The sequence below is a fragment of the Acinetobacter sp. CWB-B33 genome (assembly GCF_039655955.1).
GTDB lineage: Bacteria > Pseudomonadota > Gammaproteobacteria > Pseudomonadales > Moraxellaceae > Acinetobacter > Acinetobacter bouvetii.
The window spans coordinates 578344-596428 of record NZ_JAGFEU010000001.1; the positions used below are offsets into that span (position 1 = coordinate 578344).

Consider the following 18085-nt stretch of genomic DNA (forward strand, 5'->3'; position numbering starts at 1 on the left):
AGAAAAATAAATGTATAGTCCGCATGGCAGACAGCATGGCAACACGCAGTCTACCATGCTGTTTTTTAAGCGGTTAATCAATAGCTGCCATGCATAAATGGGTGCTGTTGAGTTGCATTTTATTCCACACGCAGCCACGTTTGATTGCGCCCTACCGCAGCAACGCCAATATAGCCGCGCAGAAATAATTTTTTTCCGCTAGAGTTCAATTTACCTTTTAAGCGGTAGATTTTTCCTGAAACAGGGTCGATGATTCGCCCATCGGTATAATTCACTTGATCTGATGTTTTTAAGCCTGTGATGACTTGCATGCCGATAATCGGCTTATTGGTATAGGGTGCAGGGCAATTGGTACAGAACTCTTTCGGTATATAGCCCGCGCGTGGAGTGGCTTTTAGAGCAGTGCCGGCATAAGTTCCATCGGCTTGCTGTTCTATTTTTACCAGCCCTTTAGCTTCGCCTGTCTTATCATCCATGTAACGCCATGTTCCTGTAATATTTTGCGCCATTGCAGAAGAACATAACAAAGCAAGACTCATTATCCCAATGAATGTTTTCATAGTATCCCTGTAAGTATGAAAGAAGTTCCATGTAAAGTCTAAAAGCCAATATTGGCTAAGTAGTTGATTGTATTTTTATTAGTTTATTATATGAATTGCAATAATGCTTAATTTTTAGCAATTGGGGACGGATTTTCCCAGTATTTTATTTTGTCTGAAAACCTGCTGGTGATGCGTGAATCCGGCTGAAATATAAAACGCGATGCATAAAAAAGCCATGATCTTCATGGCTTTTTTATTAAGAGATTAAAAGAATCAACTTACAATTAAAAAACGGCTAATTGCAATGCGCAGTTGCTTTAAATAGCCTGTAAAGAAGTGATTTGCGCCAGGTAAAACTGTAATTAAATGGCGCTGCGGTTTAGCCCATTGAATTAAGTCGGACAGCAGAGTTACATCATCGGCTTCGCCATGAATAAATAAAATGTCACCTTTAATATGCGGTGTTACATAGTGGCGGACACCTGCGACTGTTGTGGTCGGTAAACCGCATAAAATCGTTTGCACGGGCTGTAAGTCAGCAGGAAGCAGGGCATAGCATTTGGTCATGACATTTGCGCCAAAACTGAAGCCGCCTGCATAAAACGGCAAATCGGCATGCTGGCTGCGCGCGTATTGAATGACATCCATGGTGTCTTGGGTTTCACCGTTGCCGTCGTCATGTATACCGGCACTTTGACCAGAACCGCGAAAACTAGGGCGGTATACAATACAGCCGCGTTCTAAAAACATTTGCGCTAAAAGTACAGGGACTTTGTGCTGCGGCGTGCCGCCTTGCAGCGGGTGGGGGTGGGTAACTACCGCGAATCCTTTCACTTCACCCTGTGGATAATCTACAAAAACTTCAATTTGGCCGGCTGTGCCTTGAAGGAAAATCTGTTCAGACATAAGGAGAGATTAAATGGCGGGAGAATATACTATTCTACCGATAATGCTCAGTAAAAACACAGATTGGAAATAAAATAAGTCTACTGTTATAGTTTGTTTACTTAAATTTTAATCAAGTTATTTATGCTCGCTTTAATTTCTCCTGCCAAAACCTTGGATTATGAAACTGCATTGCCTACAGATCAAAATACATTACCAAGATTGCTGGATCATTCACAAGCGCTTATCGACGTAAGTCGTAAGCTTTCCGCTTCAGATATCGCCAATTTGATGAGTGTGAGTGAGAAAATCGCGACTTTAAACGCAGCGCGCTTTCGGGATTGGCAGTCCGACCTGAATTTTTCTAATGCTCGGCAGGCGCTGTTTGCATTCAAAGGTGATGTGTATACCGGTTTAGATGCGTATAGCCTGAATGATCAGCAAATCGATTATGCGCAAAAGCATTTGCGCATGCTTTCGGGACTGTATGGGCTATTGCGCCCCTTAGATTTAATGATGCCGTACCGCTTGGAAATGGGAACGAAACTGCAAAACCCGCGCGGCCATAATCTTTATGAATTTTGGGGCGATCACATCACGAAAATGATTAATAAGGACTTGGAGGAAGCCGGTTCTGAGCTTCTGCTAAACATCGCTTCAGATGAGTATTACAAGTCGGTCAAGGAAAGCGGGATTCAAGCTCAGATTATCAAGCCTGTGTTCTTGGATCAGAAAAATGGCAAATATAAAGTCATCAGTTTTTATGCCAAAAAAGCCCGCGGTCTAATGGCGCGCTATATGCTTGAACATAAAATTGAACGGGCTGAAGATTTAAAGTCATTTAATACGGGAGGATACTATTTTGATGCAGATAGCTCATCCCAAAGCGAATTGGTGTTTAAGCGTGATGAGCAGGCGGCTTAAAGCCTTAATTTAGTTTTGCCTGAATGGCGCTTTATTGGCTCATGCGATAAAGTGCCAGGCAAAGTATGAATAGTCCTGAATCATATTTTCAGCAATACATTTTACCGGGAACACGCATTGCTAAATGGTGTGCCGCATGCTCAGCAATAAGGAAATGTATGTGCTTCATTTCGGCTGTATTAAAAATCGCATATTGCCTGAAGCTGATGGCTATTTTTTATTTAGCCAGTAACTATAAGTAAGTTTATTTTTAAAATAAATTATAAATTTTCTGATAAATAAGATAAAAATAGTAAATTAATCAAATGAAACGTGATTTGAATCACACTTTGTGTTTTAGTTTTGTTATTATAATAAAAAGTTAAGTAAACAATAAAAGCCAGTTATGAAAAGTCTTATCATTCCATTTTTTATTATGCTCGTGTGCATCTTGGGATTTGTGGTCTATAAAGATACAGAGGTCAAGAGGCAGCAGGAACTGAATGAGCTGATGAATGAAGTCAATCAGACTCAAAACGTGGAAGAGATGGACAGCTCTTTTGCGCTTAATCCTGCTCAAACTGCAGAAAAATAGCCAGCAGGATAAAAAGCTTAACTTTTTTAGAAAATCGAATTTCTTTTAAATAAAACCAATATCTTAAATATAATAAATTTATCAGCACAATAAAATTTAGAAACAATAAAAATCAATGTGTTATAATTTGCGGCATGTAAAATTAGATCGGTTTATTGCTTTTTAAGCTTCTGATTTAATTCAGGTAAATGAAGCTGCATAAGACTATGCAGCTTTTTTGTTGATGACCGTTTAGCTGTTTGCAATATATCGCTTAATTGGTTGATTGCATAAATATTTTTTTCTTGCAGTATGAAAATGCTGGCATACAGATTGCTAGAACATCCACAAAATTAATGATATTTCAATTGTGATTAATTTTGTGGAGTGCTTAGGGCATAAAGTTTACTCAATAGGGGCTAGGTCATGACGACTCCTAATCCATCTTCAGAAAATATACTTGAACGCCTGTTCAAGCTGAGTGAAAACAAAACCAGCTTTAGAACAGAGGTATTAGCAGGTGTAACGACATTCCTTACGATGTGTTACATCATTATTGTGAATCCAATGATTTTGTCTGAAACAGGCATGGATCATGGCGCTGTCTTTGTTGCAACTTGTCTTGCAGCAGCCATCGGCTGTTTGGTAATGGGGCTGGTTGCAAACTATCCTATTGCGCTTGCGCCGGGTATGGGCTTGAATGCCTACTTTACTTATTCAGTGTGTTTAGGCATGGGTGTGCCTTGGCAAACGGCTTTGGCAGCAGTCTTTGTGTCAGGCTTAATTTTTATTGCCATCAGCATGTTTAAAATCCGAGAAGCAATTGTCAATGCAATTCCTATGTCGCTGAAACTGGCGATCGGCGGCGGTATTGGCTTGTTCCTTGCGCTGGTTGCATTGAAAAATGCAGGCATTATTGTCAAAAATGATGCAACTTTGGTGGGCTTGGGCGACCTGGGTCAGCCTCCTGCAATGTTAGCGCTGCTGGGCTTTTTATTAATTGTGATCATGCATCAGTTTAAAGTCCGCGGTTCAATTATTATCAGTATATTGGTGATTACAGCGATTTCTACTGCTTTAGGCTACAACCAGTTCCAAGGCGTAGTCGGTGAAATTCCTTCAATTGCGCCAACGTTCATGCAAATGGATTTTTCGGGCTTGTTTGAAGCGAGTCTGATAGGCGTCATCTTTGTATTCTTTTTGGTCGATTTATTTGACTCAACAGGGACATTGGTTGGCGTGTCACACCGTGCAGGCCTGTTGAAAGATGGCAAACTGCCGCGTTTGAAAAAAGCCTTATTTGCTGATTCGACAGCAATTGTTGCCGGCGCTGCATTAGGCACATCATCTACAACGCCATATATTGAATCTTCTGCCGGTGTTGCTGCAGGCGGCCGTACAGGATTGACTGCTGTCGTTGTCGCTATCCTGTTTGTCCTGTGCTTATTTTTAGCGCCATTAGCGCAATCGGTGCCTGGCTTTGCCACAGCGCCAGCGCTTCTGTTTGTTGGCGTACTGATGATTCAGGGGATTGTGCATATTGAATGGGATGAAATTACGGAAGCAGTTCCAGCATTCTTAACCATTGTCTTTATGCCGTTTACCTATTCAATTGCAGACGGCATTGCGATGGGTTTCATCAGCTATGCATTAATTAAATTGTTTACTGGCAAAGCGAAAACTGTACCGTATATGGTATGGATTATTGCTGCGCTTTGGGCATTGAAATTTGCGATGTTTGGTGGTTAATTCGCTAGGCAAGTCAAAGGGTGTAAACTCAGTTTACACCCTTTTTTATTTTTATGAGGATAAGAGATGGATCAACTTGAGCTGATTCGCGCTTTGCCTAAAGCAGAGCTGCATGTGCATATTGAAGGGACTTTTGAACCCGAGTTAATGTTTGAAATTGCGCAGCGCAACCAAATTGCAATCCCTTATCAATCTGTAGAAGAAGTAAAGCAGGCGTATAACTTTCATAATTTACAGTCTTTTTTAGACATTTATTATGCAGGCGCGAATGTGCTCATTCATGAGCAGGATTTTTACGATTTGGCTTGGGCGTATTTCGAAAAATGCGCAGAAGACAATGTGGTTCACACAGAAATGTTCTTTGATCCGCAAACACATACCGACCGCGGTATCGCATTTGAAACAGTGATAAATGGCCTGCAGCGCGCCTGTGATGACGCAAAAGCGAAATTGGGCATTACATCGCATTTAATCATGTGCTTCCTGCGCCATTTAAGTGAAGAGGCTGCTTTTGAAACGCTGGAGCAGGCGCTGCCGTTCAAAGATCAAATTATTGGCGTAGGTTTGGACTCCAGTGAAATGGGGCATCCGCCGGCAAAATTTGAACGTGTCTTTGCCAAAGCGCGTGAGCAGGGCTTTCTGATTGTTGCGCATGCGGGCGAAGAAGGGCCAGCGGAATATGTCTGGGAAGCGCTGGATTTGCTGAAAGTAAACCGCATTGATCACGGTGTGCGTTCGGAAGAAGATCCGGAACTGATGCAGCGCCTGATCGCTGAAAAAATGCCGTTAACGGTCTGTCCGCTCAGCAACTTAAAGCTGTGTGTGGTCAACGATATGGCAGAGCATAACATCCGCCGTTTGCTGCAGCAGGGCGTGCATGTTACGGTCAATTCAGATGATCCATCGTATTTTGGCGGCTATATGAATGACAATTTCATAGCGATTGCTCAAGCGCTGGATTTAAGCAATGAGGAGTTGAAGCAGCTGGCAATTAATTCATTTGAAGCTTCATTTATTTCTGCTGAAGAAAAGCAGAAATGGAAGCTGCAGATTGAAAACTTGCACTAAGCGCTGAGCGAATAGAGGGCAGCATCGGCTGCCCTTTTTTTTAATCAAGTAAATTGAATCGACATCAAAAATGAATGTATGTGCCAAAGCATCTGTATTTTTCTGCAGCATGCTCTATTTTTACAGTGCAGAAGCCAGCCAGTCTGCAATGCAGAAAATGCTGAATCCCGTGATTGAACATCAATGCGCTTTAGAATTGAAAGATTCTAACTTATGGAAAGCGTCTACGTTTTTAATGACAGCAGGCAATAAGCGGCAATTTGAACAGGATGTCTGCAGCTGTGTCAGTGCCAATGCGCTGAATGATGTGCCGGCCTCAGAATTGGCGCATGCCGCAGTAAGCGCTGAGGCTAAAAATCAGCTGATTAAAACAGCTGTGCTGAATACGGTAAAAAGCTGTGTCATACAGCAGAAAAAGTAAAAGCGCCTGAAGGCGTTTTTACTAGGTGTTAGGGTGAAATTGCGGTTTATTTGCCTTGGCGGATCATGCTTCTTAAGACGTTGTCTTTATCAATAAAGTGATGCTTTAACGCTGCCAGTATGTGACCCGCAAGCAGCAGGCCAGCAGCCCATGAGATATAAATATGCAGCGGTTTAACAATCGCCAGGATATCCGGGTCTTCCTGCACTAAGCGCGGAATATCAAATAAATACAGTACAGGGGCGGGGTGGCCTGCGCTCCAGCTGAACAGACAGCCGGTAATCGGCAGTGCAAGTAATACTAAATAAAGCGCTAAATGGCCCAAATGCGCCAATTTTTTCATCAGCGGCGACATGCTTGCAGGCAGCTCCGGCGCGGGGTGGGTGTAGCGCCAGAAAATCCGGATGACTACTAAAAAGATGATGGTGGTTGCAATATTTTTATGCAGGGTAATCACTTCCCCTTTAAAGCTGCCATCTGTTTCATAGCTTAAAAAATTGCCGCTGTAAAATCCAATGAGCCATGCGGCGATAAAAATAATCGCCATAAGCCAATGCAGCAGCTGTGCTGTGCGCGTGTAGTATCCAGTTGTATTTTTCATTTTGGCATCAAGCTATTTGAGGTTGATAGATCCTATTTTATATCTGAGCGGGAAGAAAGTGAAATTTAGGAACATAGCGTTGAAAATCTGCAACGCTCAATAATGTTTTATTAATATACATCTGCCGTGTATTTGTATTGCAGCTATTTCTTAAAATTTCAACTTTGGGCAAAATAGCGCTGCTGAATTTTATAAACATGATAAGGAAACGCAGTGAAAAAACTTCTTGCTGTTATGGCGCCACTCGCAATCGTTCTTTCGGCTTGTACAGCAACCGGCACATCGACGACTTCAACTGGCGCGCAGACTGCGACACAGCAGCTGGGAATGGCTGCGATCAAAATTGCAATTAACGCAAAATGCACAACTGAATTGAATACGCTTCCAGCATGGCAAACTGCCACTAAAGTGATGACTTCAACACAAAAGCAAAATATTCAATCCGAGATTTGCGGCTGTGTCAGTGAAAAAGCGCCACAAAGCGTCACGGCTGTTGATTTGGCAACGGCTGCGCTTGATCCGAATGCGCGTGCTACAATCGTCAGCAATGTTGTGTCTAAAACAATTAATGCGTGTGTGCAGGAAGCTGTTAGCTAAGCATGAGTGATTTGCCGCTATTCGAATGATGCTTTCAATATGGCTGAAATGAAATAGCAGTTTGAAAATAGGCTGACCGGTTCAGCCTATTTTTATGATATTAAAAAAAGGTAGTAATGATGAAAATTGCAGGTGCTGATGAAGCGGGACGCGGGCCTTTGGTGGGTTCGGTGGTAGCTGCTGCTGTAATATTGGATCCGAATAATCCGATTGAAGGACTGAACGATTCAAAAAAGCTCAGTGAAAAAAAACGGGAAAAGTTATTTATTGAAATTCAGGAAAAGGCTTTAGCTTGGGCAATTGCAGAATGTTCTGCGGCTGAAATTGATGAATACAATATTTTGCAGGCATCACTGCTGGCGATGCGCCGTGCTGTAGAGAAGCTTTCGGTTCAGCCGGAACATTTGCTGGTAGATGGCAATAAAGTGCCCCAAGGCTTAAGCATGAGCTGTGATGCGGTAGTGGGCGGTGATGCGCTGCATCCTGAGATTTCAGCAGCCAGTATTTTGGCAAAAGTGACCCGTGACCGTGAAATGGTGGAACTGGATGCAAAATATCCGCAATACGGTTTTGCCAAGCATAAGGGGTATCCGACCAAAGCTCATTTTGAAGCAATTGCGCAATATGGCGTGATTGCTGAACATCGCCGAAGTTTTGGGCCAGTGCGCAAAGTGATTGAGCAGGGCGGGAAATAAAAGCAGGAAAGTAAAAAATTGAGATGCTTAAAAAGTTTAAAGCGGCTAGGTAGCCGCTTTATTTTCACAGAACAACGTCAATATTAGCGATTGAAGTTGTTCTGTGAAAAATTATCATCTTCAAAAGAAGGCTGATAATCTTGATCGAGATGTTGAAGATGCTCGTGCATAGCTCGTTCATGTTGAATACGTTGGTAAATTTCTTCACGATGAACGGATACTTCTTTTGGAGCATTTACGCCAATACGCACTTGATTGCCTTTAACCCCAAGCACAGTCACGCTGACCTGGTCCCCAATCATCAATGTTTCTCCGACACGTCGAGTCAGAATCAGCATGTTTATCTCCTTGCAAAACGCTAAACCTGCAATTGATCTAGAATGTAAAAACATAACCTGAAAAAGCAAAGAAAATTCACCAGATAACAGTAACCATCGTTGTTACAGATTTAATTCTAATAAAGTTTCTAAAAATCCTCAGGCTTAATATAACAGAGCCACTATAAGAAAAACTATAGTGGCTCTAGTTTATTTGTAATGTTTTTCAAATACTGTCTAACAATGACAATTGTTGATACATTTATTACGCACGTGCACTTGATTCGCCGTGTTCACGGTCAAGGCCAAATGCTGTGTGCAATGCGCGCACTGCAAGTTCCAGGTAATTTTCTTCAATGATGACTGAAATTTTAATTTCAGATGTTGAGATCATTAAAATGTTGATGCCTTCGTCAGCAAGAGCAGTAAACATTTTACTTGCAACGCCTGCATGAGAGCGCATGCCTACGCCTACGATAGATACTTTTACAATGTCGTCACGTGCTGCAACTTCACGCGCGCCAATTGCTTGAGCAGTCGCTTCTAAAATTGCTTTGGCTTTTTTAAAGTCACCGCGGTTCACTGTAAAGGTGAAATCAGTTGTACCATCTTCTTCAACATTTTGGATAATCATATCCACTTCAATGTTTGCAGCGCCGATAGGCGATAAGATTTTAGAGGCAATACCAGGAACATCAGGCACACCTAAAATGGTTAATTTTGCTTCGTCACGGTTAAACGCGATACCTGAAATAATTGGCTGTTCCATATTATCTTCCGCTTCAGTGGTGATTAGTGTTCCGACGTTTTGTTTAAAGTTTTCGTCGAATGCGCCATCATTGTCATTATCAAAACTTGACAATACGCGTAAAGGCACTTGGTATTTGCCTGCAAATTCAACTGAACGAATTTGAAGAACTTTAGAACCAAGAGATGCCATTTCAAGCATTTCTTCAAAAGAAATGCGATCCACTTTTTTCGCTTTAGGCGCAACACGCGGGTCAGTGGTATATACACCGTCTACATCAGTATAGATCTGGCATTCATCTGCTTTCAGCGCTGCTGCAAGCGCAACACCTGAAGTATCAGAACCGCCGCGGCCTAAAGTTGTGATGTTTCCTTCAGCGTCAAAACCTTGGAAACCAGCAACCACGATCACACGGCCTGCATCTAAATGCCCCGACATCACATCGGTATCAATCGATTCAATACGTGCTTTGGTAAATGCGCTGTCGGTTTTAATCCCAACTTGGCGGCCTGTAAGTGACTTAGCTTCAACACCAATTGAATTGAGCGCCATTGCTAACATTGAAATCGTTACCTGTTCACCCGTAGACACCATTTGGTCTAGTTCACGAGGATCAGGGGTTTCGGTAATGGCTTTCGCTAAAGCCAATAAGCGGTTGGTTTCTCCACTCATTGCTGAAACTACCACAACCACTTTGTGACCATGATCATGCCAGCGCTTTACACGACGAGCTACATTTAAAATGCGCTCGGGAGTACCCATCGAAGTACCGCCATATTTTTGAACGATTAATGCCATAACTATCCTTACCAAGTAAATAAGTCTAAAGACTTAAAGCACTTACACATATTTGGAGCTCACTGCAGTGAGCAGCCCCAAAATACCACGCAGCTCCTAAATTGCAATCTGCAATTGCAATTTATCGGGATACTTTACGCCTGATACTGCACAAAACAGTCATCAGGTTCCATCTTGATTATTCAGCGGCTGTCATTGTGTGATTTCAGCATAAATATCATTTGCAGCGTCTGACGCTTGCTTTATCCGCTTAAGCGATGCTGTTCCAAACCGCGTGGCTTAACACGGCATCTTATAAGCTGAACTGGGGAAGGTAAAAGCCAACAGCATGGCCAGCTTTTACCTGAAATACTTGCGGCTTATTTCTGTGCAAGCCAAGCGGTTAAATCGGCTATAACGGATTCAAACTTCTCATTGAGTGGCGCGCCGCCTTGAGCGAGATCAGGTTTACCGCCGCCTTTGCCGCCCAACTCAGTGGCTAAATGCTTGATAATGTCGCCCGCTTTTACTGCTGAAGTGAAGTCTTTCGCAACAGAAGCGATCAGGCTGACTTTGTCGCCCTCAACACCTGCCAGTACAATCACAGCATGGTCTAATTTAGATTTAACACTGTCATGCAGATGGCGAAGTGATTTCGCATCTTGTCCTTGCACTGCGGCAATCAGTGTTTGGCGGCCAGCAATTTCCTGAACTTGATTCATCAGTTCAGACGCTTGGAAGTTCGCCAGTTTTTGATTCAACTGCTCAATTTGCTTTTGCAATTGATGCGCTGTTTCAACAGTGGCTTCAACTTTCTCAACAGTTTGGTCTTTCTGCGCTTTGAGCAAATCATTGATGTGGACGATATCCGCATCAACTTTTTGAACCGCTTCAAGCGCTTTCGTGCCTGTTACCGCTTCGATACGGCGGACGCCGGCAGCCACACCGCCTTCAGAAGTGATTTTGAATAAACCAATATCACCGGTACGTTTCACATGGATACCACCACACAGTTCGATTGAGAAGTTTTTCTCATCCTTTGTTGTACCCATCGCAAGCACACGGACTTCATCGCCATACTTTTCGCCAAACAACATCATTGCGCCTTTCTCTTTGGCCGCTTCAATGTTTAAAAGTTCAGTCGAAACAGCAGTATTGGCAATCACTTCAGCATTGACAATACGTTCAATTTCTTGCAATTGCTCAAATGAAACAGGTTGGTCATTGGCAAAGTCGAAACGTAAAACTTCTGACGCAACCAATGAACCTTTTTGCTGCACATGCTCGCCTAAAACTTGACGTAAAGCAGCGTGCAGTAAATGTGTTGCAGAGTGATTGCGTGCAGTTGCGTCACGAAGATCAGCTTTGACGATCGCTTCAACATTTTGAGCTGCTTTTAAGCTGCCCATGGTCACGATGCCTTGGTGGACAAATGCGCCCCCAGATTTTTTGGTATCTTGAACTTCAAAAATACCAGTATCATTTTTGAAGATCCCTGTATCGCCGATTTGACCGCCGCTTTCCGCATAGAAAGGGGTCTGGTTCAATACGATCAGCGCTTCATCGCCTTCAACGACTTCGTCAACTGGCTCGCGATCTTTATAGATTGCAATGATTTGACCTTGGCCTTGCGTTGCTTCATAGCCATCAAATTGAGTTTCGCCTTCAACTTTAACAATTGAGTTGTAATCAATTGCAAACTTGCCGGCATCACGCGCACGTTGACGCTGAGCCGCCATTTCAACGTCAAAGCCAGCTTCATCAATGGTTAAATCGCGTTCACGCGCAATATCAGCCGTTAAGTCAGCAGGGAAACCATACGTGTCGTAAAGTTTAAATACGACTTCACCTGGAATGACAGAACCTTTAAGATTTGCCAATTCGCCTTCAAGCAATTTCAAGCCTTGCTCAAGTGTTTTTGCAAACTGTTCTTCTTCTTTCAGCAATTGCGCTTCGATACGAGCTTTTTGCGCTTCAAGTTCAGGATAAGCCTGACCCATTACGTCAATCAGCGGCTGCAGCATTTTGTAGAAGAATGCGCCTGTTGCGCCAAGTTTGTTGCCGTGACGCACTGCGCGGCGGATAATGCGGCGCAATACATAGCCACGGCCTTCATTAGAAGGGTTCACGCCATCTGCAATCAGGAAGCAGCAAGAACGCGCATGATCAGCAACCACTTTCAGTGAAGCTGGGTATTCAACAGGTTTGCCTGATTCTTTGGCCGCTGCTTCAGCTTCAGCAGTATTTACACCGATGATTTCAGCCGCAGATTTTAATAAGTGTTGGAATAAATCAATTTCGTAGTTCGAGTTGACGTGCTGCAAAACTGCAGAAATACGTTCCAAGCCCATGCCTGTATCGACAGAAGGTGCAGGAAGATTATGCAATACGCCATCTGCAGTGCGGTTGAACTGCATGAATACGTTGTTCCAGATTTCAATGAAACGGTCGCCGTCTTCTTCAGGAGTACCCGGTAAGCCGCCCCAAATGTGGTCGCCATGGTCAAAGAAGATTTCAGAACATGGACCGCAAGGGCCTGTATCGCCCATTGCCCAGAAGTTGTCTGATGCGTATTGGCCGCCTTTGTTGTCGCCAATGCGGATAATGCGGCTTGCATCCAGACCAATTTCTTTGTTCCAGATGTCAAATGCTTCGTCATCGGTGTGATAAACAGTGGCATAGAGTTTATCTTTAGGCAACGCTAACCATTCTTCACCAGTTAGGAAATCCCAAGCAAAACGGATGGCATCATGTTTGAAATAATCGCCAAAAGAGAAGTTGCCCAGCATTTCAAAGAATGTATGGTGACGTGCTGTGTAACCGACGTTGTCTAAGTCGTTGTGTTTGCCGCCTGCACGTACACATTTTTGTGATGTTGTTGCACGGACATAGTCACGTTTTTCAAGACCGAGGAAGCAGTCTTTGAATTGGTTCATCCCTGCGTTAGTGAATAGCAGAGTAGGGTCATTGGCAGGTACAAGTGAACTTGACGCGACACGTGTATGTCCTTGCGATTCAAAGTAGCGCAAAAATGCTTCACGTATTTCAGCAGTTGTCATAAAACGAGTACTCACAACCAAGTCACTCCTCAATTTTGTATTTGGCGGATAGCATAACAAGCGAGTCTTACTTATTGATTCAAGCTAACTTGATATGCTGGCTTAAAATTTTAAAACGACAAATTATAACGGAAAATGCTGTATGCACCAATGATTTTAAGGTGAATTATTATTTTTTATAATTCGTTGCACTGGTTAATCTAAAAGATTCAAAAGCCATCAAACTACAAAAATTGTGATTTATGGAAAATGTAATTTTGCCCCTTAAATTTGAGTATGCATGGTCATTGTTATTTTATTTTTCAGCTCTGTATTTTATTCATGGAGCATGAAAAGCTTTTTTGCATCAACTTGATATTGTTGAGTATTAGACTTGAAGGCGTGTGTCTCTTTTGAAATTTTTGCTTTAGGTTCAATGTTGTCCTGATTTAGATCATCAAAAATCAGTCGAGGTTTGTATCCCGTTGATATCATATCTTGTAAGCCATTTGTGATATGTGGGTTTAAATGTATCACATGTCTTTTGGATAATGTCCATGTTGATATCGAAGACCCGCCAGTTTTCGTTGATTTGAAAGTGAAAAGGGGTGATATCAAACCGTATATTTCAAAGTGTGAGGCTTCGGAAGCTGTGCTGAACGATTCTTTATAGCTTTTCATAATTTTATAAAGATGAACATCAATGAAAAACAATTTTAAATAATAATCCGAAACGTCTTCTTTTAACTATATAGAGTTACTAATGGCGGGCAGTTTTTGATTTGTATTTAGGCTCAGGTATGGAGCGGCACTAACGGTTAAAGAAAATAAAGGAGACCTAAGGGGGAAGACTTTAAATAGATTTTTTCATAAATTTGATTTATTCATCTCTGATATCTTCTGATGTTAACAGTTGTTTTTTATTGAGTTGATAATATTCCCCATTAAATTTTAAAAGTTGTTGTTCAGCTTTCTTGGAGTGCATCATTTTACATTTTTCATCAGTATCTTCTGATTTCTTAATTTGTTTTAAAAGAATATCTTGCAGTTGATGGCTTTGACTATTTTGGAGAATGAAAATACTTTTAATATCGTCATTTGTTCCATTTTCACAGCCATATGCAGGACGCCAATTGGTTTGGATGTTGGTCTGGATATCTCTAAGCACCCATTGAATATGGTATTTTTGAGAATTTGGATTAGATTGAACGCGAAATAAATTGAATTTATCCAAGTCATAGCTAAAGTAGCCATTGTTCAAATGATGGGTATTGAGGCCAACCACATTTTCCTTTGGTAAACTAGAGTAGGGAACACGATCAAATTTAATCGATGAAAATCTGCCATTTTCCTCAGAAATCATTTGTGGATGTATATATTTGAACAAGATTTTTTTGTGATTTGGGTTAAGCAGGTAAAGCTGAATCTGATAAATATTTTCTTTATTTGGGATGAGATTTGCAGTTGCAATAAGCAAGCTGTTGGCATCGAGATAAATACAATCTGAACGCTCTTGCAGTTCATCAGATTTCAATGTCTTGCTTGTAAGTAGTTTTAGCTCTTGAATCAGTTTAGCTGTCTGTTCTGGCGCACAAGAGGAATAAAGCGGTGTGGCTAATAGTTCAGCACTATAGAAGGCGAAAAGACATAAAAATAATTTCGAAATTTGCTTAAATGGATTCATTTTATTTTTCACAAAGGATTGGATATATGGCATTTATTTTTAATGTAAATATTTCTCGCTAATTTTGACAAATATTCTCCGTAAAAGCTAAGAAATCCGATAACATAAGCGTGAAAACCCTTGTTTCAATTGTAAGGAATAATGATGCAACGTGTGGCAATTAACGGATTTGGGCGAATTGGGCGCAATGTTCTCAGAGCTTGGTTTGAAAATCCTAAACAATTTCATTTTGAAATTATTGCCATTAACGATGTTGCGGACATCGAAACTTTATTGCATCTGTTTAAATACGATTCAACCCATGGCCGGTTTCATGGCGAAGTGCAAATAGAAACCGAAAATGGCAAGCAATTTCTAAGCATACGGGCCGGTGAGTCTGCACTGCGGGTTCAGGTATTGCGCAGTGCAGAGCCGGTTTTACTGCCATGGCAGGCCTTGAATGTTGATGTGGTTTTAGAGTGCACGGGATTATTCCGTTCGCGAGAAGCGGCCACTCAGCATATTCATGCTGGGGCGAAACGCGTGATCATTGGCGCGGCGCCTTTTGACAGTGTGGATGCCGCCATTGTGTACGGCGTGAATCATCATGATGTCAAAGCGCACGATCAGATTATTTCCAGTGTGTCCTGCACGACTCAAGCCTTAGTGCCTTTGGTGAAAATTATTGATGATGCTTTTGGCATAGAATCTGCTCTGATGACTGAAATTCATGCGGTAACCGCGGATCAGTCGGTTTTAGACCATGCGCACCGGGATCTGCGCCGCGCGCGCGCGTCAGGGCAAAACATCATTCCAACTACATCTTCTGCTTTAGGTGCTTTAAAACGTGTAATGCCAAAAATGGAAGACCGCATCGATGGTTTTTCTATTCGAGTGCCTACCATTAATGTGGCAGCGATTGATCTGACGTTTATCGCACAGTCGCCTATTACTCAGCATCGCTTGAATGAGGTTTTGGTGAAATCTGCCGCGCATGATTACGCTGCAATTATGTCGGTGACGGATGAACCGCTGGTCTCCAGCGATTTTAACCATTCGCCGTATTCTTTAATTGTCGATTTAAGTCAAACCATGACTGTCGGGCGGCAAGCCAAAGTTTTTGCCTGGTATGACAATGAGTGGGGCTATGCCAACCGCCTGCTGGATCTTTGCGAATCTTTTACGTGACGCTATCAGTTTAAAGCGCCTAAAGGCGCTGGATTGTTCTGACTGAAAGTGAAATCGCCTTGTTTTGATCGCTGGAATTGCATCATTGATCGTAAAAGTAATGAAATAACTGTTTTTTCTGAAAAAAACCTTTAAAAAATTAGGTAAGATGAAACAAATGAATGATTAAAAAGAGCAAAGCTGATGATTCTATTGTGGGGATTTATTTTTTTACTGTCGATGGCAGTGATCTTTCTGATATGGCTGCAGTTTAAAAATCAAGATGACAATGCTGAAGTTCAAGCAAGCTTGCACTTGGAAGAAAAAATCGTCCATTTAGAAGCGAATTTGAAGAAAACCTTAGAAATTATGCAGGATTTAGCGAAAAAGATGCATGTGCAGCAGGAGACGATGGATCAAACATCGCAAAAGCTGCAGCAGGTTGAGCTGCAAAATGCAGAGCTGGTGAATTTGCTGGCGAAAGTCATGGCGCCTAAAGATTGAGAGTTAAGCGTGAAAGCATAGTCCTATTTTTACAAAAGCCTCTCTGTGATGAACATGGGAGGCTTTATTTTTTGCGCAGCTGTGGGGTCAAACCAGCACCAGCCGTAAACATGCAGCGGATGCCATGCTGATGGCCACGGTTGGTAATAATGAAAAACGCGATGCAGCCAGCAGGGTAATGACAATTGCGATCAGGTCTGCAGGGTTGTCTTTTACAAAATAAGGCGCAATCACAGAAATCAGCACGCAGCCGGGCACAACCTCTAGAATCTGGCGCTGTTTCTTGCTTAATGTTTTATGCTTCAGCAAAACATAGCCAAGGACGCGGGTCAGATAAGTGGTGAAGGCGATAAATAAAATCGCGATGACTGTTGATGCGTGAATCATGCTTCATCTCCTGTTAAGAATACAGCAGAGATAATTCCGCAAACCGCGCCGATAGGCACGTGCCAGCCGGAAGGCAAATATAAGTAAGCCAATGCTGCGGCCACTAAGCTGACTAGCCATGGGCGGGCAGCGCGCATGCCTTTCCACATGCCGCGCAGCAGCACCAAAAAGACAGCAGGAAAGGCCATATCAAAACCGAAACGGCTGACATCTCCCAGCACGGGGCCAATTATTGCGCCGAGTGTGGTGAAGCCAATCCACATGAGGTAAAGCGCAAAACAAAGGCCTGCGTAGAACAGCATGCTGAATGCGCGCTGCGCGCCTAAATAGTGCTGTTTCTTTTGCGCGTCAGCTAAACTTAAAGCCCAGCTCTCATCGCACATAAAAAACAGGGCGGAAAATGCTGTGCGGTTTGGCAAATGCCGTAAATAGGGCGCCAGGCTTGCACCCATTAACAAGTGCCGGCTGTTCACAAGGAAAGTAATAAAAATCAGCATGATAATATTTGGCGGATTAGTCCATACTTCCAAAATGGCAAACTCAGAACCGCCAGCAAAGTTTAAGCCAGTCAGCAATGAAACTTCCGCAAATGATAAGCCTTTTTGAGTGGCTTGCGCGCCAAGCACCAAGGCAAAAGGAATAATGCCGAGCAGCAGGGGAATGGAAGTTTTCAGACCGCGTTTGAATTCTGCAAGCTTTTCTGAGGTTGGGGTATCAGCTGCGGCAGTCCGAAAGGTCAACATGAGGCTTTCCAATCTTTTAATTACAAAGAAAAACATTGTAAAAGCTTCACTGCAGCATTTGGCGCTGAATTTAATTTATATGCATTCACTTTTGGCATAATATGCTTCAAATGTATAAAAAATTAGCATGAACTGCTGGGGTTTAAGATGGATCTTATTGATAAGCGGATTCTTTGGGAAGTTCAGCGCAATGGCAGGCTGCAGAATGTCGATTTGGCTCAGAAAGTGGGGCTTTCACCATCGCCATGCTTGCGCCGTGTCAAACAGCTGGAAGATGACGGCATTATCGAAAAATATGTGGCGCTGCTGAATCCGCAGAAGATTAATTTAGGGCTGACTGTATTCGCCCGCATCTGGCTAAAAGGACAGGATGAGAAAACGGTCAATGCCTTCGTAGAGGCTATTCAGTCTATGGATGAGGTGGTGGAATGCCAGCTGATGGCAGGAGACTGTGATTTTTTCCTGAGAATTATGGTGGCGGATTTGGATGCCTACCGCCAGTTTCAAATTCAGCGCTTGAATAAAATTTCCAGTATTCAAAATGTGAAGACTGAAATTCCGCTGCAGAAAATCAAGCAGACTACCGCATTGCCTATTCTGTAACGATGCGGAAGTATTTTTTAGAGCGCAAATGATGCTCAGATTTTGTGTATTGCTCTCTGCCGCCTGAGAGGCGTAATCGCCGCCTCAAGCTGCGGGTTTTCAG

General features: G+C 42.6%; 19 protein-coding genes. 10 read left to right on the top strand and 9 right to left on the bottom strand.

Annotated elements, in window-relative coordinates; genetic code table 11:
* Window positions 1-119: 119 nt before the first annotated feature.
* Together JZ784_RS02735 and JZ784_RS02740 are read right to left on the bottom strand one after the other, a co-directional pair.
* Window positions 120-560, bottom strand: a complete 441-nt coding sequence (locus JZ784_RS02735; protein WP_005010982.1) for a DUF2147 domain-containing protein — start codon at window positions 558-560, stop codon at window positions 120-122.
* 255 nt (window positions 561-815) lie between these two features.
* Window positions 816-1448 (bottom strand): hydrolase, encoded by a 633-nt coding sequence (locus JZ784_RS02740; protein WP_346313711.1) that lies wholly within the window; start codon window positions 1446-1448, stop codon window positions 816-818.
* A 123-nt stretch (window positions 1449-1571) separates the two neighbouring features.
* On the opposite strand from JZ784_RS02740, the gene yaaA reads away from it, so the two are divergent.
* The 5 genes from yaaA (at window position 1572) to JZ784_RS02765 (ending at window position 6142) form a co-directional block, all read left to right on the top strand.
* Window positions 1572-2351 (top strand): peroxide stress protein YaaA, encoded by a 780-nt coding sequence (gene yaaA, locus JZ784_RS02745; protein WP_346313712.1) that lies wholly within the window; start codon window positions 1572-1574, stop codon window positions 2349-2351.
* Window positions 2352-2736: 385 nt separating this feature from the next.
* Window positions 2737-2925: a hypothetical protein gene (locus JZ784_RS02750; RefSeq protein WP_005010974.1), complete on the top strand. Its 189-nt coding sequence runs from the start codon at window positions 2737-2739 to the stop codon at window positions 2923-2925.
* Window positions 2926-3330: 405 nt separating this feature from the next.
* Window positions 3331-4653 (top strand): NCS2 family permease, encoded by a 1323-nt coding sequence (locus JZ784_RS02755; RefSeq protein WP_005010972.1) that lies wholly within the window; start codon window positions 3331-3333, stop codon window positions 4651-4653.
* Window positions 4654-4719: 66 nt separating this feature from the next.
* Complete coding sequence (locus JZ784_RS02760; RefSeq protein ID WP_346313713.1) at window positions 4720-5721, top strand: adenosine deaminase; 1002 nt, start codon at window positions 4720-4722, stop codon at window positions 5719-5721.
* 70 nt (window positions 5722-5791) lie between these two features.
* On the top strand, window positions 5792-6142 hold the full coding sequence (locus JZ784_RS02765; RefSeq protein ID WP_346313714.1) for a hypothetical protein: 351 nt from the start codon (window positions 5792-5794) through the stop codon (window positions 6140-6142).
* A gap of 46 nt (window positions 6143-6188) precedes the next feature.
* Here the strand turns inward: JZ784_RS02765 and JZ784_RS02770 are convergent, their stop codons facing one another.
* Complete coding sequence (locus JZ784_RS02770; protein ID WP_346313715.1) at window positions 6189-6743, bottom strand: cytochrome b; 555 nt, start codon at window positions 6741-6743, stop codon at window positions 6189-6191.
* 213 nt (window positions 6744-6956) lie between these two features.
* On the opposite strand from JZ784_RS02770, the gene JZ784_RS02775 reads away from it, so the two are divergent.
* Window positions 6957-7340 (top strand): hypothetical protein, encoded by a 384-nt coding sequence (locus JZ784_RS02775; protein ID WP_005010963.1) that lies wholly within the window; start codon window positions 6957-6959, stop codon window positions 7338-7340.
* A 119-nt stretch (window positions 7341-7459) separates the two neighbouring features.
* Window positions 7460-8035 (top strand): ribonuclease HII, encoded by a 576-nt coding sequence (gene rnhB, locus JZ784_RS02780; RefSeq protein ID WP_346313716.1) that lies wholly within the window; start codon window positions 7460-7462, stop codon window positions 8033-8035.
* Window positions 8036-8118: 83 nt separating this feature from the next.
* On the opposite strand, the gene csrA is transcribed toward rnhB, so the two are convergent.
* From csrA to JZ784_RS02800, 4 genes are all read right to left on the bottom strand, one after another.
* Window positions 8119-8373, bottom strand: a complete 255-nt coding sequence (gene csrA / locus JZ784_RS02785; RefSeq protein WP_004989721.1) for a carbon storage regulator CsrA — start codon at window positions 8371-8373, stop codon at window positions 8119-8121.
* Between the two features lie 244 nt (window positions 8374-8617).
* Complete coding sequence (locus JZ784_RS02790) at window positions 8618-9898, bottom strand: aspartate kinase (protein ID WP_005010959.1); 1281 nt, start codon at window positions 9896-9898, stop codon at window positions 8618-8620.
* A 359-nt stretch (window positions 9899-10257) separates the two neighbouring features.
* A complete protein-coding gene (alaS, locus tag JZ784_RS02795; RefSeq protein WP_346313717.1) occupies window positions 10258-12951 on the bottom strand; it encodes an alanine--tRNA ligase in 2694 nt (897 codons plus the stop codon).
* A gap of 844 nt (window positions 12952-13795) precedes the next feature.
* Window positions 13796-14599, bottom strand: a complete 804-nt coding sequence (locus JZ784_RS02800; RefSeq protein WP_346313718.1) for a hypothetical protein — start codon at window positions 14597-14599, stop codon at window positions 13796-13798.
* Between the two features lie 144 nt (window positions 14600-14743).
* Between JZ784_RS02800 and JZ784_RS02805 the strand changes: the two genes are divergently transcribed.
* Both JZ784_RS02805 and JZ784_RS02810 read left to right on the top strand, forming a co-directional pair.
* On the top strand, window positions 14744-15766 hold the full coding sequence (locus tag JZ784_RS02805) for a type I glyceraldehyde-3-phosphate dehydrogenase (protein WP_346313719.1): 1023 nt from the start codon (window positions 14744-14746) through the stop codon (window positions 15764-15766).
* 183 nt (window positions 15767-15949) lie between these two features.
* Window positions 15950-16249 (top strand): hypothetical protein, encoded by a 300-nt coding sequence (locus JZ784_RS02810; protein WP_005010951.1) that lies wholly within the window; start codon window positions 15950-15952, stop codon window positions 16247-16249.
* A gap of 87 nt (window positions 16250-16336) precedes the next feature.
* Here JZ784_RS02810 and JZ784_RS02815 read toward each other — a convergent pair whose 3' ends face one another.
* Window positions 16337-16636 (bottom strand): AzlD family protein, encoded by a 300-nt coding sequence (locus JZ784_RS02815; RefSeq protein ID WP_346313720.1) that lies wholly within the window; start codon window positions 16634-16636, stop codon window positions 16337-16339.
* Window positions 16633-17379, bottom strand: coding sequence for an AzlC family ABC transporter permease (locus tag JZ784_RS02820; RefSeq protein ID WP_346313721.1), 747 nt, complete (start codon window positions 17377-17379; stop codon window positions 16633-16635). Before JZ784_RS02820 ends, JZ784_RS02815 begins: the two co-directional genes overlap by 4 nt.
* 147 nt (window positions 17380-17526) lie before the next feature.
* Here JZ784_RS02820 and JZ784_RS02825 point away from each other — a divergent pair, with 147 nt between their 5' ends.
* Window positions 17527-17982 (top strand): Lrp/AsnC family transcriptional regulator, encoded by a 456-nt coding sequence (locus tag JZ784_RS02825; protein WP_346313722.1) that lies wholly within the window; start codon window positions 17527-17529, stop codon window positions 17980-17982.
* Window positions 17983-18085 lie beyond the last annotated feature (103 nt).

Bases quoted from the DNA above. Each gene is read 5' to 3' on its own strand.
- JZ784_RS02735 (WP_005010982.1), bottom strand. From the start codon at position 560: ATGAAAACATTCATTGGGATAATGAGTCTTGCTTTGTTATGTTCTTCT.
- JZ784_RS02740 (WP_346313711.1), bottom strand. From the start codon at position 1,448: ATGTCTGAACAGATTTTCCTTCAAGGCACAGCCGGCCAAATTGAAGTT.
- yaaA (WP_346313712.1), top strand. From the start codon at position 1,572: ATGCTCGCTTTAATTTCTCCTGCCAAAACCTTGGATTATGAAACTGCA.
- JZ784_RS02750 (WP_005010974.1), top strand. From the start codon at position 2,737: ATGAAAAGTCTTATCATTCCATTTTTTATTATGCTCGTGTGCATCTTG.
- JZ784_RS02755 (WP_005010972.1), top strand. From the start codon at position 3,331: ATGACGACTCCTAATCCATCTTCAGAAAATATACTTGAACGCCTGTTC.
- JZ784_RS02760 (WP_346313713.1), top strand. From the start codon at position 4,720: ATGGATCAACTTGAGCTGATTCGCGCTTTGCCTAAAGCAGAGCTGCAT.
- JZ784_RS02765 (WP_346313714.1), top strand. From the start codon at position 5,792: ATGAATGTATGTGCCAAAGCATCTGTATTTTTCTGCAGCATGCTCTAT.
- JZ784_RS02770 (WP_346313715.1), bottom strand. From the start codon at position 6,743: ATGAAAAATACAACTGGATACTACACGCGCACAGCACAGCTGCTGCAT.
- rnhB (WP_346313716.1), top strand. From the start codon at position 7,460: ATGAAAATTGCAGGTGCTGATGAAGCGGGACGCGGGCCTTTGGTGGGT.
- csrA (WP_004989721.1), bottom strand. From the start codon at position 8,373: ATGCTGATTCTGACTCGACGTGTCGGAGAAACATTGATGATTGGGGAC.
- JZ784_RS02790 (WP_005010959.1), bottom strand. From the start codon at position 9,898: ATGGCATTAATCGTTCAAAAATATGGCGGTACTTCGATGGGTACTCCC.
- JZ784_RS02800 (WP_346313718.1), bottom strand. From the start codon at position 14,599: ATGAATCCATTTAAGCAAATTTCGAAATTATTTTTATGTCTTTTCGCC.
- JZ784_RS02805 (WP_346313719.1), top strand. From the start codon at position 14,744: ATGCAACGTGTGGCAATTAACGGATTTGGGCGAATTGGGCGCAATGTT.
- JZ784_RS02810 (WP_005010951.1), top strand. From the start codon at position 15,950: ATGATTCTATTGTGGGGATTTATTTTTTTACTGTCGATGGCAGTGATC.
- JZ784_RS02815 (WP_346313720.1), bottom strand. From the start codon at position 16,636: ATGATTCACGCATCAACAGTCATCGCGATTTTATTTATCGCCTTCACC.
- JZ784_RS02820 (WP_346313721.1), bottom strand. From the start codon at position 17,379: ATGTTGACCTTTCGGACTGCCGCAGCTGATACCCCAACCTCAGAAAAG.
- JZ784_RS02825 (WP_346313722.1), top strand. From the start codon at position 17,527: ATGGATCTTATTGATAAGCGGATTCTTTGGGAAGTTCAGCGCAATGGC.